Source organism: Xanthobacter sp. 91 (assembly GCF_000702385.1).
In the GTDB taxonomy this organism is placed as follows: Bacteria; Pseudomonadota; Alphaproteobacteria; order Rhizobiales; family Xanthobacteraceae; genus Xanthobacter; species Xanthobacter aminoxidans.
In genome coordinates, this window is sequence record NZ_JNIB01000001.1 from 152,179 (window position 1) to 166,060 (window position 13,882).

Genomic DNA, 13,882 nt, shown 5'->3' on the forward strand with positions numbered 1-13,882 from the left:
TCCCCCAAGCCAGCGGCCCTCCCCTCCACCCGGACGGGAGGGCCGCTTGACTCGCGCCGCAATCTGTACCATTTGGTCAAATATTGACCGATTGGTACAGGAGAAACCCATGGCCCGCCCGCCGCTTCCGCCCTTCACCGTCGAGACCGCCACGCAGAAGGTGCGCATGGCGGAGGATGCCTGGAACACCCGCGACCCCGAGCGCGTCTCCCTCGCCTACACGCCCGACAGCCGCTGGCGGAACCGCTCCGACTTCCTCACCGGCCGGCCGGAGATCGTCACCTTCCTCACCGCCAAGTGGCGGCGGGAGCTGGACTATCGCCTCATCAAGGAGCTGTGGGGGCTGAACGACAACCGCATCGCGGTGCGCTTCCAGTATGAGTGGCACGATGCCGATGGCGCGTGGTACCGCTCCTATGGCAACGAGCAGTGGGAGTTCGACGCCGAGGGCCTGATGCGCCGGCGCGAGGCTTCCATCAACGACGTGGCGATCGCCGAGAGCGACCGCCGTTTCCACTGGCCCCTCGGCCCGCGTCCGGCGGACCATCCGGGCCTCACCGAACTGGGGATGTGATGGCACGAACGGTGGCCGAGCGCGCGGACATCCTGCCCCTTCTGGGCGAGGTGTTCCGCGAGCACGGATACGAGGGGGCGAGCCTCGCCCACATCACCGCCCGCACCGGGCTCGGCAAGGGCAGCCTCTATCACTTCTTCCCCGGCGGGAAGGAGGAGATGGCGGCCGCCGTGCTGGCCGAGATCGACGGCTGGTTCGAGGCCAACGTCTACGCCCCCCTGCGCGAGCAGGACGATGCAGCCGCCGCCGTGCGGGACATGCTGGCGCGCACCGATGCCTATTTCCGCTCGGGCCGGCGCGTCTGCCTCGTGGGCGTGTTCGCTTTGGGCGAGGTGCGGGACCGGTTCGGCGCAGCGGTCGCCTCCTACTTCGCCCGCTGGCGCGATGCGCTGGCCGCCGCCCTCACCCGCGCGGGCTTCCCCTCCGCTCAAGCGGACGACCGGGCGGAGGAGGCCGTGCTCGCCATCCAGGGTGCGCTGGTGCTGGCCCGGGCGCTGAATGATCCCGCCGTGTTCGGCCGGGCGCTGGAGCGACTGGGCCGGCGGCTGCTGGACGGACTCTAACCAGACAAATATAATCAACTTAATTCAGACTTGACGCGTTCGATAAAACGAACAATATTGCCACCATGTTCGCCCCGGAACGGATGGGCCTTCCTATGATGATGTGTCGCTGACAGCCGCTGGAGCGGCGTGAAACCGCCGAATGCCGCGCAGAGCGTGGCCCTGTCCCGGTTGCGCCGACACCCATCCCTTCCCGAGCCGCCTGTTCCCCCGTCCTCCGCTCCCTCCCGCCGCCTCTCCGCGCCGGACGAAAGACCGGATTGACGAACAGCCGGCAATGCCGGAGCCTTTCATGAACGCCCCCCTGACTTTGGCGGCCGCCGTGCCTACCCTTCCAGACCCGTCCGCCGCCCCCGCCGCCATCCCCGCGCCCGCGCGCTCCATCATCCGCTTCGAGCGGGTGGCGAAGACGTATCCCGCCCGGAGCGGCCACGCGGCGGTGCATGCCCTCTCCGACATCACGCTGGATGTGCCGGAAGGCGCGATCCTCGGCGTCATCGGCCGGTCGGGGGCGGGCAAGTCCACGCTTATCCGCCTCGTCAACGGGCTGGAAAAGCCCTCCGGCGGGCGCGTGCTGGTGGACGATGTGGACATCGGCGCCCTCGACGAGGCCGCGCTGCGCAAGGAGCGGCGCTCCATCGGCATGATCTTCCAGCACTTCAACCTGCTGGCGCGCCGCACCGCCTTTGACAATGTGGCCCTGCCGCTGGAGATCGCCGGCGTGCCGCGCACCGAAATCAAGGCGCGGGTGGAGCCGCTGCTCGATCTCGTCGGCCTGTCCGACAAGCGCGACCGCTACCCGGCCGAACTCTCCGGCGGCCAGAAGCAGCGCGTCGGCATCGCCCGCGCGCTCGCCACCCGCCCCCGCGTGCTGCTCTCCGACGAGGCGACCTCGGCCCTCGATCCCGAGACCACCGAGCAGATCCTCGCTTTGCTGCGCCGGGTGAATGCGGAACTGAACCTCACCGTGCTGCTCATCACCCACGAGATGGCGGTCATCAAAGCGGTGGCCGACAAGGTGGCGGTGATCGACGGCGGCCGCATCGTGGAGGACGGCGCCACCTATGAGGTGTTCGCCCGCCCGCGCCACCCCACCACCCGCTCCTTCCTCGCCGCGCTGACCGCGAAGAGCCTGCCGCGCCGCGTCGCAGAGCAGCTTTCCGCCGAGCCGCGCGAGGGCCGCGACCAGGCGGTGCTGCGCATCGTCTTCACCGGCGAGCACGCGCAGGACCCGGTGCTGTCGCGGGTGTCGCGCCTGCTCTCGGTGGACGTGAACATCATCCAGGCCCAGGTGGACGAGATCGCCGGCACGCCCTTCGGCGTCATCGTGGTCTCGGTGCCGGGCGACGCGCCCACGCTCAGCGCCGTCATCAATGCCGTGGAACGGCTCAATCTGACGGCGGAGGTTCTCGGCTATGTTTGACATCACCTTCGGCCTGCTGCCGCCCACCATCGTCGACCTCATCATCGACGCCACCCAACAGACGCTCTACATGGTGGCCGTCTCCGGCGCGCTCGGCACCCTCATCGGCCTGCCGCTCGGCGTGTTCCTCGCCACCAGCCGGTCGGGCGAGCTGTTCGCGGCGCCGTGGCTCAACCAGTCCCTCGGCCTCGTGGTGAATGCGGCGCGCTCGACGCCCTTCATCATCCTCGTGGTCGCCATCATCCCCTTCACCCGCCTCGTGGCGGGCACCTCCATCGGCACCAGCGCGGCCATCGTGCCGTTGACGGTGGCGGCGGCGCCTTTCATCGCCCGTCTCATCGAAGCCGCCATCCGCGAGGTGGACCAGGGGCTGGTGGAGGCCGCGCGGGCCATGGGGGCGAGCCCCATCCAGATCGTCGCCAAGGTGCTGCTGCCGGAAGCGCTCCCCGCCATCACGCTGGCCCTCACCCTCGCGGCGGTGTCGCTGCTCGGCTACTCGGCCATGGTGGGCGCGGTGGGCGGCGGCGGCCTCGGCGACCTCGGCATCCGCTTCGGCTACCAGCGCTTCATGCCCGAGGTGATGGCGGCGGTGGTGCTCGTGCTCATCCTTCTCGTGCAGGCGGTACAGACCCTCGGCGACCGCCTCGCCCGCCGCCTCGACAAGCGCAGCCGCGGCTGAGCCCCGGCGCGCGCAGACCCTTACAAGTTCAGATGGAGGTTTCCATGAAGGCCCTCGCTCTGGCGCTCGCCGCCGGCATTTCCCTCGTCGCGTTCTCCGCCGCCGCCGAGACCATCAAGGTCGGCGTCACCCCCGGCCCCCATGCCCAGATCCTGGAGAAGGTGAAGGAAGAGGCGGCCAAGAAGGGGCTCGACATCAAGGTGATCGAGTTCTCCGACTATGTGGTGCCCAATGCCGCCTTGTCGTCCGGCGACATCGAGGCCAATTCCTTCCAGCACCAACCCTATCTCGACAACCAGATCGCCGATCGCGGCTACAAGATCGTTTCCGTGGGCAGCACGGTGAACTTCCCGATCGGCATCTATTCCACCAAGTACAAGAAGTTCGAGGACATCCCGGCCGGATCGTCCATCGGCATCCCGAACGATCCCACCAATGGCGGCCGCGTGCTGCTGCTGCTCGCCGACAAGGGCCTCATCAAGCTGAAGCCCGGCGTGGGCGTGAAGGCTTCGGTGATCGACGTGGTGGAGAACCCCAAGAAGCTGAAGTTCGTGGAGATCGACGCGGCGCAACTGCCGCGCTCCCTCCCCGACCTCGCGGCGGCGGGCATCAACACCAACTATGCCAAGGAGGCCGGCCTCGATCCGGTGAAGGACCCCATCCTGCGCGAGGACCCCAAGGGGCCCTACGTGAACGTCATCGCCGTGCGCGCGCAGGACAAGGACAAGCCGTGGGTGAAAACCTTCGTCGAGACCTACCAGTCGCCGGAGACGCGCACCTTCATCCTCGAAACCTTCAAGGGCGCCGTTCTGCCGAGCTGGTGAGTGGTTGGCGGTGAATCTCTACTTCACCGCCACGATGAAGAAGCGGGGGAAGGCGAGGAGCACCTTGCCATCCACCCGCGGCAGGTAGGAGTCGGCGAGACGGGCGGCGTATTCCTCTAGGAATTGCGTGCGCTCGTCCCCCTCCAGCGGATCGATGAACGGGCGCAGGCCCGTGCCCTTCACCCATTCCACGATGGCCGGGATGCCGTCGAGCGGGTGGTTGTAGATGGTGTGCCACACGTCCACCGCCCCCGCGTGGGGCTTCAGCATGTCGTAATAGGCTCCTGGCTCGGGCAGAACGGTGCGCGCGCGGGTGGCGGCGTGGAGCGTGTCCGCCCACGGGCCGGCCATGGCCGTCTCGCGCATGGCGACGTGGGACGGCTCCTCCAGATTGTCCGGCATCTGCACCGCCAGCACCCCGCCGGGCGCCAGCAGCGACATGAGGCGCGGCAGGAGGGTGGCGTGGTCCGGCACCCATTGCAGCACGGCATTGGCGTAGATGAGGTCCGCCGGCTTCGGCAACGTGAAGGTTGAGGCGTCGCCGAGCGCGAAGGTTACGCCGGGCAGGCGGGCGCGGGCGGCCTCCAGCATGGCCGGCGAGGTGTCGAGCCCGAGCAGCTCCGCGCCGGGAAAGCGCTGCGCCAGGATTTCGGTGGAATTGCCGGGGCCGCAGCCAAGATCCACCACGAACGCCGCGCTCTGAAGCGGCACCGCCGCGAGAAGATCGCGCGCCGGGCGGGTGCGCTGGTCCTCAAACTTCAGATATTGGCTGGCGTTCCAGTCGGCGGGCATCGGCGGCTCCGGGCGCGAGGGGATCGGCGGCGCCACGGCGCGGCGCCGCAAGGGATGTCCCCCCGCTTATACCAGCTTCGCCGCGGAGGGCGACCGGCACGGCGAAGGTTCCCATCCCCAGGGGACGGGCTTGCCGGAGATCGGACGGAAAATCGGGCGCGAATGGCGCGGGCTCGACGGCAAAGGCCGGAGGGAGGGCGCGAGAAGACGCGCGCGCGGCAGTCGGCGGAACGAACAGGTCGTCACGGCCACAAAAAAACGCCACGGCGCGCGGAGGGCGCCGTGGCGAAGGCGTCAGGCCGCAGCCGAGACGTCGGTGGAAACCGAAGAGATGGTCTTCAGGATCTGGGAGGCGATCTGGTAGGGGTCGCCCATGGAGTTGGGGCGGCGATCCTCAAGATAGCCCTTGTAGTCGTTCTTGACGAAGGAGTGCGGGACGCGGATGGACGCGCCACGGTCCGCAACGCCGTAGGAGAACTTGTTCCACGGCGCGGTCTCATGCTTGCCGGTGAGGCGCATGTGGTTGTCCGGGCCGTAGACGGCGATGTGGTCGTCGAGGTTGGCCTCGAACGCCGCCATCAGCTTCTCGAAATACGCCTTGCCACCCACTTCACGCATGTAGGAGGTGGAGAAGTTGGCGTGCATGCCCGAGCCGTTCCAGTCGGTGTCGCCGAGCGGCTTGCAGTGGAACTCGATGTCCACGCCATACTTCTCGGTGAGACGCAGGAGCAGGTAGCGGGCCATCCACACTTCGTCGGCGGCCTTCTTGGAGCCCTTGCCGAAGATCTGGAATTCCCACTGGCCCTTCGCGACTTCCGCGTTGATGCCCTCGTGGTTGATGCCGGCGGCGAGGCAGAGGTCGAGGTGCTCCTCGACGATCTGGCGGGCGACGTCGCCCACGTTCTTGAAGCCGACGCCCGTGTAATAGGGACCCTGCGGCGCGGGATAGCCGGCCTCGGGGAAGCCGAGCGGGCGGCCGTTCTTGTAGAAGAAGTATTCCTGCTCGAAGCCGAACCAGGCGCCGGCATCATCGAGGATGGTGGCGCGCTTGTTGGTCGGGTGCGGGGTGACGCCGTCCGGCATCATCACTTCGCACATCACCAGAGCGCCGTTGGTGCGGGCCGGGTCGGGATAGACGGCGACCGGCTTCAGCACGCAATCCGAGCTGCGGCCTTCGGCCTGCTGGGTCGACGAACCGTCGAAGCCCCACAGCGGCAGCTCCTCGAGGCTCGGGAACACGTCATATTCCTTGATCTGGGTCTTGCCCCGGAGATTGGGAACCGGGGTGTAGCCGTCGAGCCAGATATACTCGAGCTTAAACTTTGGCATTGCAGTCTCTCTGAGCCGATGACGTGAAATTCGGGACTTTGCTTCTCGAACTCGTTGATTCAGGAACTCTTTGAAGCGTCCGGCCGTGAAGGATCCACCGGCCGCGGGGGCCGGCGCTTATCTAGCAATCCGCGTGCCAGCGGCGACCCCATAGCCGGACAACGGCTTTTTGACCGCCGCCGCAACGTCAGCTGCCCATTACTGCATCAGGATTAGGCCGAACCCTTAGGCGCCCCGCACACCCGCTGTGCAGCCACCCCGCGCGCAGCGCGGCGCCAGGAACATTCGCCATCGCCCGGGAACAAAAGCGCGGCGCCCACGCTTGGAACAAGGCATTCCGCTGCACTGCGAAAGACGCGCGCGGGCTATGCAGCAAACGCGCAAATAAAAGAGATAAGTGACGTCAATTTATATCCGCCTAAAAAATAGGCACTAAACTAAAATATACCGGACTTGATGTATATGCAGGGTGCAAATCATGTTATGAAGTTCCCAAGTGATGGCGCCCAGGAGGCTCATCGGACAGGAGACCGGAGTGATGACTGCGAACCACGAGCGCGAGACCGCGAAAATCTATGTCTTCCCGGTGAAGAATGACGCGAAGAACGGCATGCCCTCCAAAGAGGCGAAATGGGCTGCCGAGATCGCTGCCGTGGGAGCCGCGCAGGCCGTGATCGGAAGCAGCTGGTATCACGAAGAGGCGGTGAAGGCCGCCGATCTCCCCAACCGCCGCTGAACCATCGGGTTTGGGTCGGCGCCCTGCGCGCCGGCCATCCCGCGTCCGCGATGGACCGCTTCTTGCGTGACGTCCTGCCCGAGACCTCATCGGGTAGGACTTGCGACAATGGCCCTCGACCTCAACACAGACTGGACGAACGCGGAGCTTGCGGCCCTCATCGGCTCCGTGGTGGATGATCGCGACTGGCGTCTGGAAGTGAGCAAGGACGGCATCGCCTCCCTCGCCGACAAATCAGCCAATCCCACCGGCGCGGATTATGACGAGGGCCTGCACGGCTTCTTCGAGACCTGGATGGCCGGCACCGATTTCGTCGGCCCCTCGGCTGCGGGCGACAAGGACCTGATCGGCAAGATCGCCACCGCGCTCCGCGCCAACTACCCCACCCTGAAGGCCGACAAGTTCATCTACGTGGCGCTGTAGCCGCGCCGCGCGCTGTGCCGGCAACGGTCCCGCGTGCAGCACGCGGGACAAGCCTCTGGAGCGCTTTCCCCTTTTTCCCAAACCCTTTAGGTTCACCCGGCCGGTTTCCGCCGGATCGCCTCATGCCGTCACGCGCCATGCAAGATGAGTCGCGCGGGCCGCCCTGAGCGGGGTCTCGGCAGAGCAGACAAAGAGCCGCCAAGCGGCCGGGTTCGGGAGGGGCGCGTGGGAACGGGCAGGCTGCGATACGATCACGAGTCCCATCCGCCGTTGGCCGTGCTCGTCGGCTCGGTGGCGCAGCACATGGGCCTGATGGCGGTGACGCTGGTGTTTCCGCTGCTGGTGGCGCAGGCAGCAGGCGTCGATGCCGAGATGCAGCGGCGCTATATCGATCTCGCCATGCTGGCCATGGGGGTCGCGACCCTCTTCCAGTGCTGGGGCCGGCCTGTCCTTTTCCTGCCCCGCATCGGCTGCGGCTATCTCCTGCCCGCGGTCTTCACCGCCGCCTATCTGCCTGCCGCCCTCTACGCCGCCCGCGCCGGCGGGCTGGGCGCGGTGGCAGGCATGACCATCGCAGCCGGCCTCGCGCAGGTGCTGTTCAGCCGCGTGATGCATCGGGTCCGCCCCTTCCTGCCCATCGAGATCGTCGGGCTGGTGGTGATGCTCATCGGCATCATCCTCGGCGTCGTCGCCATCAAGCTGATGGTGGGCTACAGCCCGTCGATGGCGCAGGTGACCCTCACCGGCACCGGCGGCGCATTGGCCGGCCTCGCGGTGATGGTCGCCCTCGCCGCCTGGGGTAGCCCGCCGCTGCGCGCCATGGCGGTGCTGGCGGGGCTGGCCGCCGGCACGCTGGTGCATGTGGGCCTTGGTTTCGGCCTCGGCGCGCCGCGGCCGCCCGTGGCGGTCGCGCCCCTGCTGGAGCCGATCCGCTGGCCGCTGGCGGTGCCGAGCTTCAGCGTCGGGCTGCTGCCTGGCTTCCTCGCCGGGGCGCTCGCCTGCATCCTGCGCAGCTTCGGCGACATGGTGGCGAGCCAGCGCGCCAACGATCCGAACTGGCGCCGCCCGGACTATGCCAACATCGAGGCCGGCGTGATGGCGGACGGCCTCGGCACCCTGTTTGCCGGCCTCATCGGCACCATGGGCCTCAACACCTATTCGGCCAGCGTCGGCCTGTCGGTCGCCACCGAGGTGAAGGCCCGGCGGGTGGGGCTGGGCGTCGGCCTCGGCTGGATCGCCCTCGCCTTCATCCCCGGCTCGTCCGTGGTGGTGATGGCCATTCCCCGCCCGGTGCTCGGGGCCGCCTTGCTGTTCGCCTCCGCCTTCATCGTGCTGTCGGGCATTTCCATCCTCGGCCAAAGGATGCTGGATGCGCGGCGCACCATCGTGGTGGGCCTCGGCTTTCTCGTCGGCATCTCCTTCGACGAGATTCCGGATTTCTACGCCCGGGCGCTCTCCGCCTCGGCGCAGGAACTGCTCACCTCGTCGCTGGTGCTGGGCCTGTTCACCGCGCTCGGCCTCAATGCCTTGTTCCGCATCGGGGCGGTGAAGAGCCGCCACCTCGTCTGGACGCCGGCGGCGGGCCATGCGGTGCTGCGCCAGTTCCTCATGGATAGCGCCGCCGCCGATGGCGCCCGCACCGAGGAGGTGGGGCGCATCGCCCAGATCGCCGAGGAATTCGCCACCGCCGCCCCCTCCCTCGTGGAGGGGCCGGTGGAGGTGACGACGCGATTCGACGAGTTCGTGCTGGACGTGGCCTTCGCCTGGACCGGCGGCGCACTCCAGCCGGGGCCGGTGCCGAGCTTCGATGCCGGCGTGGACGAGGACGCCATGCTCAACGGCATCACCTTCCACCTCATCCAGCGCCTCGCCGACCGCACCCACCGCCGCACGCTGCCGGATGGCCGACAGGAACTGCGTTGCGAGGTGGACCAGTAGGCGGATGGCGGGCAGCAACTGCGGGTGGTATGCCTGACGCGGTTGGTCGCACTATCTTTCGGGGGCAGGATGATGCCGGACATGCGCGCTGTCGGGGCAACCCTTGTCACCCTGGCCTTCGGACTTCTCATCCCGGCGGGCGCCACCATGGCGGCGACAGCGCCGGGGGCGACCGATTCGAAGAAATTCCAGAGCTATCTCTATTCGGACGCCTACCGGGCCGCGCTGGCCGCGGCGTGGAAGAAGGTGCCCCCGATCTCACTGCCCGCCTGCACCAACCTCTCGGACGGCGATGTCTCGGTGACGCTGCAGCAGGAAGTGTCCTTCGACGCAAAAGGCCTGCCCAAGTCCGGCGCGTGGTGGGGACATTATCCCATCAAGGGCTGCGGCACGGAGCGCACCATCAACATCCTGTTCCGGGCCGAGCCTTCGGGCGTGCGCTTCCTCGTGACGCTGCCGGGCCACACCCGCGCCAACATCGTGCTCCAGCGCGATGCGCTCACCTATGCCTTCATCGGCGCCGGCACCAAGGTGGCCGACTGCAAGGATATGGACGTGGCGGATACCGCATTCGACGGCTTCGGCCTTACCCCCGGCGACAAGTCGGCGCCAGAGAGCGGGCCATGGCGCGAGACCTGGACGGTCGCGGCCTGCGGCAAGATGCTGGCGGTGCCGCTGGAATTCATCCCCGACGCCACCGGCACCACCATCAACCAGCGCCCCGCCGAGATCCGCGAGCTGACGAAGTAGACCTCAGCCGAATTCCCGCGCCGCGTCCTGAAGGAAAGCGTGCACATAGGGCGCAAACGAGCGCCAGCACTCCAGCCGGAACGCGTCACCCACCCGCACCACCACCACCTCGGCCTTGCCGAGCAGCGTGCGCGTGGCCGAGCCGGGCGGGAAGGCGGCATCCGAGAGGTCGAGGGCGATCCCGGCGTTGAGAATGTCCGCCGCATGCGGACCGCTCAACAGGAACGCCGCATTGCGGTGCCCCACCGCCACCAGCGAAAAGAAGCGGCCGGCGAGATCGCCGGCGATTGCCGGCCCGGCGGCAGCCCCCTCCCCTGCAGGACAGACGAGCAGCCATTCCCCCGGCCCGAGGCGGGCGGCGAAGCGCTCCGGCGTGCCGCGCGCGGAATTGAGCGGGCCGGAGAGATCGAAGCCCCCGGCGCTTGCCGGCAGTTCGGCGCCGCGTGGCGCCTTCATCTGCAGCACGAAGCGGTCGGCGGGCGGCAGCACCCGCACTCGGCCGGACGCCGAAGGGGCGAGGATGGGCGCGCGCCGCGCGTGGATGGCAACCGGCTCAGGCATGAACGCCTCCTTCCACAAGACCTTCCACCCGTTTGCCCTCGGGATCGAGGAACACCGGGGCCACCACCTTCACCGCCGTGAAACCGGCCGGTGTCGTCACAAAGAGCGTCTCGCCCATCCGCGCCCGCCCGCCGGAGACCACCGCCAGCGCGATGGGACGGTTGAGGGTGGGGCTGAGATAGGACGAGGTGACATGCCCCAGCATGGTCATGGGCAGCGCCTGCCTGGTATCGGCGACGATCTGCGCCCCCTCCTCCAGCACCGTCCGCCCGTCCGCCGAGAGCAGGCCGACCAGTTGCTTGCGATCCGCCCGCGCCATGTCCGGCCGGGCGAGCGAGCGCTTGCCGACGAAGTCCTTCTTCGCCTTGGAAACCATGCCGGAGAGGCCGACATCATCCGGCGTCACCGTGCCATCCGTCTCCTGCCCGACGATGATGAAGCCGCGTTCCGCGCGCAGCACGTGCATGGCCTCGGTGCCGTAGGGCGTGATGCCGAAGCGCTGGCCGTAGCCGAACAGCGCCTCCCACACCGCTTGCGTGAAATCCGCCGGCACGTTGATCTCGAAGCCCAGCTCGCCGGTGAAGGACACCCGCATGAGCCGCGTCGGCACGCCGAGAATCTCCCCCTCGCGCACCGTCATCTGGGGGAAGGCCTGGGGCGAGAGGTCGATGCCGGTCACGAATGGCGCGATCACCTCCCGCGCCCGCGGCCCCTGCACGGCGATGACGCCCCATTCCTCGGTGATGGAGGTGAGGAACACGTCGAGGTCCGGCCACTCCGTCTGGAGATAATCCTCCATGTGCGCCATCACCCGCGGCGCGCCGCCGGTGGAGGTGGTGACATGAAAGCGGTCGCTCGCCATGCGGGCGACGATGCCGTCATCGAAGATGAAGCCGTCTTCCTTCAGCATCAGGCCGTAGCGGCACTTGCCCGGCTCCAGCTTGGTCCAGCCGTTGGGATACATGCGATTCATGAACTCGGCCGCATCCGGCCCCACCACCTCGATCTTGCCCAGCGTGGAGGCATCGAGCAGGCCAACGCTCTCGCGCACCGCCCGGCATTCGCGGGCCACCGCCGCGTGCAGGTCCTCCCCCGGCTTGGGGAAGTACCAGGCGCGGCGCCACAGGGCGACGTTCTCGAACTTGGCGCCCTGCTTCACCGCCCAGTCGTGCACCGGCGCGGTGCGAATGGGGTCGAAGGTCTCACCCCGCGCCGTGCCGACGATGGCGCCGAATGTGACGGGCGTGTAGGGCGGCCGGAAGGTAGTCGTGCCCACCTGCGGGATGTCCTTGGCCAGGATCTCCGACACGAGGCCGAGGGCGGCCATGTTGGAGGTCTTGCCTTGGTCGGTGGCCATGCCGTTGGTGGTGTAGCGCTTCACATGCTCGACGCTCTCGAACCCCTCGCGCACCGCAAGGCCGATGTCCTTGGCGGTCACGTCGTTCTGGAAGTCGAGGAAGGCGCGCACCTTCTTCGGATCGGCATCGGTGGGCAGCACGCGCGCCGCCTTGAAGCCGGTGGGCGTTGCGGGCGTCGCCGCGAAGGCGCGGGTTGACGGCACGCCGGCCGCATCCGCGCCGGCCGCCCAGCCTTCGGCGAGGATGCTCGCGAGGTCATAGGTGCCCTTGCACGCGCCGGCCGAGCGCTCCGCCTGCACCGACGTGCCCGGCACGAAGGCGTCGATCTCGGTGCGGAAGGTGAGCTTGCCGCGCGACTGGGAGAAGAGATGCACCGCCGGCGTCCAGCCGCCGGACATGCCGACGCAATCGCAGGCCAGCGTCCGACGCGCGCCGACGCGTCCGCCCGAAAGCGGCGCCACGATCAGCCCCGTCACCGCCTTGCCGCCGGTGGAGCCGACCACCGTATGGCCGGCGAGAAGCTCGATCCCGGAGAGGAGCGCCCGCTCGGGGCCGATCTCGGCCTCGGGGCGCAGGTCCACGAGGGTCACGTCCAGCCCCACCGCCTTGGCATCCGCCGCCGCGCGATAGGCGGAGGCACCGTTGGTGGCGAAGACGATGCGACGGCCGGGCGCGACGGCGTAGCGGTTCACATAGGTCCGCACGCTCTCGGCCAGCATGATGCTCGGCCGGTCGTTGTCGGCGAAGCCGAGCGGACGCTCGTGGGCGCCGGTGGCGAGCACCACCTCCTTCGCCCGCACCTGCCACAGCCGCTCGCGCGGCAGCTTCGGGTCAGGGGCGGCGAGATGGTCGGTGACACGCTCGGTGAGGACGACGTGGTTGTGGTTGTAATAGCCGAAGGCCGTGGTGCGGCTGAGCAGCGTCACATTTGCCCGCGCCGCCAGCGTCTTCAGCGCGTCGGCGACGAAGGCCGAGGCGGTCTTGCCATCGATAGTGGAAGTGAGATCGGCGAGGAGGCTGCCGCCCATCTCCGCCTGCTCGTCGGCGAGGATCACCCGCTTGCCCGCCTCAGACGCCGCCAGCGCGGCCGCGAGGCCGGCCGGCCCCGCGCCGACGACCAGCACGTCGCAATGGGTGTTGCGATGGACGTAGCGGTCCGCATCCGGCGCGTCCGGCGCGACGCCGAGGCCGGCTGCGGCACGGATGGCCGGCTCGTAGAATTTGTCCCAGAAGGACCGCGGCCACATGAAGGTCTTGTAGTAGAAGCCCGCCGTCAGCACCGGGGCGACGAGGTCGTTCACCTGCCCGATGTCATGCTCCAGAGAGGGCCAGTGGTTCTGCGACGATACCTTCAGGCCCGCCACCGCCTCCACCACCGTGGCTCGGTTGTTGGGATCGGCCCGGCCGAGGCCGCGATCCACCTGGAACAGGGCATTGGGCTCGTCCGCGCCATGGGTCAGCACGCCGCGCGGGCGGTGATATTTGAAGGAGCGGCCCATCAGCCGGATGCCGCTGGCGAGCAGCGCCGAGGCGAGCGTATCCCCTTCATAGCCCCCGACGGTGCGGCCGTTGAAGGTGAAGGCAATGGGCTTCTTGCGGTCGATGCGGCCCCGGCCGGGAAGACGGAAATCCTGGGCCATCAGCGATCTCCCGCGATATCGGGGCGCGGCTGGCCCATCTCGTAGGTAGTGATGAAGGCGTCGCTCACCGTGTTGCGCAGCGCGTTGAACCAACGGCCGCAGCCGTGGGCGTGCAGCCAGCGCTCGGCATGGACGCCCTTCGGGCTGGTGCGGGCGAAGAGGTATTCGGCCCAGGCGGCGTCATCGAGGGCATCGGGATCAGCCGGGCGGGCGATGTGCGCCTCGCCGCCGCAGCGGAATTCCACCTCGGGCCGCGGCCCGCAATAGGGACAGGGAACGAGCAGCATGGCCT

At 68.3% G+C, this 13,882-nt stretch carries 14 protein-coding genes; 9 read left to right on the plus strand and 5 right to left on the minus strand.

Annotated features, from left to right (window positions below; genetic code table 11):
* Window positions 1–109 precede the first annotated feature (109 nt).
* From A37E_RS0100880 to A37E_RS0100900, 5 genes are all read left to right on the plus strand, one after another.
* A complete protein-coding gene (locus A37E_RS0100880) occupies window positions 110–574 on the plus strand; it encodes a nuclear transport factor 2 family protein (RefSeq protein ID WP_029554898.1) in 465 nt (154 codons plus the stop codon).
* Entirely contained in the window at window positions 574–1,137 is a 564-nt protein-coding gene (locus A37E_RS0100885) for a TetR/AcrR family transcriptional regulator (RefSeq protein WP_029554899.1), read from the plus strand. Before A37E_RS0100880 ends, A37E_RS0100885 begins: the two co-directional genes overlap by 1 nt.
* 292 nt (window positions 1,138–1,429) lie before the next feature.
* Complete coding sequence (locus A37E_RS0100890) at window positions 1,430–2,560, plus strand: methionine ABC transporter ATP-binding protein (RefSeq protein ID WP_029554900.1); 1,131 nt, start codon at window positions 1,430–1,432, stop codon at window positions 2,558–2,560.
* Between the two features lie 16 nt (window positions 2,561–2,576).
* Complete coding sequence (locus A37E_RS0100895; protein ID WP_029554901.1) at window positions 2,577–3,239, plus strand: methionine ABC transporter permease; 663 nt, start codon at window positions 2,577–2,579, stop codon at window positions 3,237–3,239.
* A gap of 44 nt (window positions 3,240–3,283) precedes the next feature.
* Window positions 3,284–4,063 carry a MetQ/NlpA family ABC transporter substrate-binding protein gene (locus tag A37E_RS0100900; protein WP_197022909.1) on the plus strand — a complete coding sequence of 260 codons (780 nt, stop codon included), beginning with the start codon at window positions 3,284–3,286 and terminating at the stop codon, window positions 4,061–4,063.
* Between the two features lie 18 nt (window positions 4,064–4,081).
* Here the strand turns inward: A37E_RS0100900 and tam are convergent, their stop codons facing one another.
* Both tam and A37E_RS0100910 read right to left on the minus strand, forming a co-directional pair.
* Entirely contained in the window at window positions 4,082–4,855 is a 774-nt protein-coding gene (gene tam, locus A37E_RS0100905) for a trans-aconitate 2-methyltransferase (protein WP_029554903.1), read from the minus strand.
* Window positions 4,856–5,149: 294 nt separating this feature from the next.
* Complete coding sequence (locus tag A37E_RS0100910; protein ID WP_024278179.1) at window positions 5,150–6,184, minus strand: glutamine synthetase beta-grasp domain-containing protein; 1,035 nt, start codon at window positions 6,182–6,184, stop codon at window positions 5,150–5,152.
* Window positions 6,185–6,722: 538 nt separating this feature from the next.
* On the opposite strand from A37E_RS0100910, the gene A37E_RS0100915 reads away from it, so the two are divergent.
* From A37E_RS0100915 to A37E_RS0100930, 4 genes are all read left to right on the plus strand, one after another.
* Window positions 6,723–6,920 (plus strand): DUF2735 domain-containing protein, encoded by a 198-nt coding sequence (locus A37E_RS0100915; protein ID WP_024278178.1) that lies wholly within the window; start codon window positions 6,723–6,725, stop codon window positions 6,918–6,920.
* A gap of 108 nt (window positions 6,921–7,028) precedes the next feature.
* A complete protein-coding gene (locus A37E_RS0100920) occupies window positions 7,029–7,343 on the plus strand; it encodes a hypothetical protein (protein WP_024278177.1) in 315 nt (104 codons plus the stop codon).
* Window positions 7,344–7,568: 225 nt separating this feature from the next.
* Window positions 7,569–9,281 carry a solute carrier family 23 protein gene (locus tag A37E_RS0100925; RefSeq protein ID WP_245279241.1) on the plus strand — a complete coding sequence of 571 codons (1,713 nt, stop codon included), beginning with the start codon at window positions 7,569–7,571 and terminating at the stop codon, window positions 9,279–9,281.
* 81 nt (window positions 9,282–9,362) lie between these two features.
* Window positions 9,363–10,031, plus strand: coding sequence for a hypothetical protein (locus tag A37E_RS0100930; RefSeq protein WP_029554905.1), 669 nt, complete (start codon window positions 9,363–9,365; stop codon window positions 10,029–10,031).
* Between the two features lie 3 nt (window positions 10,032–10,034).
* Here the strand turns inward: A37E_RS0100930 and A37E_RS0100935 are convergent, their stop codons facing one another.
* From A37E_RS0100935 to A37E_RS0100945, 3 genes are read right to left on the minus strand one after another with little or no spacing between them, the layout of a single operon-like run.
* Window positions 10,035–10,592 (minus strand): sarcosine oxidase subunit gamma family protein, encoded by a 558-nt coding sequence (locus A37E_RS0100935; RefSeq protein WP_029554906.1) that lies wholly within the window; start codon window positions 10,590–10,592, stop codon window positions 10,035–10,037.
* On the minus strand, window positions 10,585–13,590 hold the full coding sequence (locus tag A37E_RS0100940; protein ID WP_029554907.1) for a sarcosine oxidase subunit alpha family protein: 3,006 nt from the start codon (window positions 13,588–13,590) through the stop codon (window positions 10,585–10,587). The genes A37E_RS0100935 and A37E_RS0100940 overlap by 8 nt, the downstream gene beginning before the upstream one ends.
* Entirely contained in the window at window positions 13,590–13,877 is a 288-nt protein-coding gene (locus A37E_RS0100945) for a sarcosine oxidase subunit delta family protein (RefSeq protein WP_029554908.1), read from the minus strand. Before A37E_RS0100945 ends, A37E_RS0100940 begins: the two co-directional genes overlap by 1 nt.
* Window positions 13,878–13,882: the final 5 nt, after the last annotated feature.

Excerpts from the sequence above, each read along its gene's own strand:
- A37E_RS0100880 (WP_029554898.1), top strand. The coding sequence starts at position 110 with ATGGCCCGCCCGCCGCTTCCGCCCTTCACCGTCGAGACCGCCACGCAG.
- A37E_RS0100885 (WP_029554899.1), top strand. The coding sequence starts at position 574 with ATGGCACGAACGGTGGCCGAGCGCGCGGACATCCTGCCCCTTCTGGGC.
- A37E_RS0100890 (WP_029554900.1), top strand. The coding sequence starts at position 1,430 with ATGAACGCCCCCCTGACTTTGGCGGCCGCCGTGCCTACCCTTCCAGAC.
- A37E_RS0100900 (WP_197022909.1), top strand. The coding sequence starts at position 3,284 with ATGAAGGCCCTCGCTCTGGCGCTCGCCGCCGGCATTTCCCTCGTCGCG.
- tam (WP_029554903.1), bottom strand. The coding sequence starts at position 4,855 with ATGCCCGCCGACTGGAACGCCAGCCAATATCTGAAGTTTGAGGACCAG.
- A37E_RS0100910 (WP_024278179.1), bottom strand. The coding sequence starts at position 6,184 with ATGCCAAAGTTTAAGCTCGAGTATATCTGGCTCGACGGCTACACCCCG.
- A37E_RS0100915 (WP_024278178.1), top strand. The coding sequence starts at position 6,723 with ATGACTGCGAACCACGAGCGCGAGACCGCGAAAATCTATGTCTTCCCG.
- A37E_RS0100920 (WP_024278177.1), top strand. The coding sequence starts at position 7,029 with ATGGCCCTCGACCTCAACACAGACTGGACGAACGCGGAGCTTGCGGCC.
- A37E_RS0100930 (WP_029554905.1), top strand. The coding sequence starts at position 9,363 with ATGCGCGCTGTCGGGGCAACCCTTGTCACCCTGGCCTTCGGACTTCTC.
- A37E_RS0100935 (WP_029554906.1), bottom strand. The coding sequence starts at position 10,592 with ATGCCTGAGCCGGTTGCCATCCACGCGCGGCGCGCGCCCATCCTCGCC.
- A37E_RS0100940 (WP_029554907.1), bottom strand. The coding sequence starts at position 13,590 with ATGGCCCAGGATTTCCGTCTTCCCGGCCGGGGCCGCATCGACCGCAAG.
- A37E_RS0100945 (WP_029554908.1), bottom strand. The coding sequence starts at position 13,877 with ATGCTGCTCGTTCCCTGTCCCTATTGCGGGCCGCGGCCCGAGGTGGAA.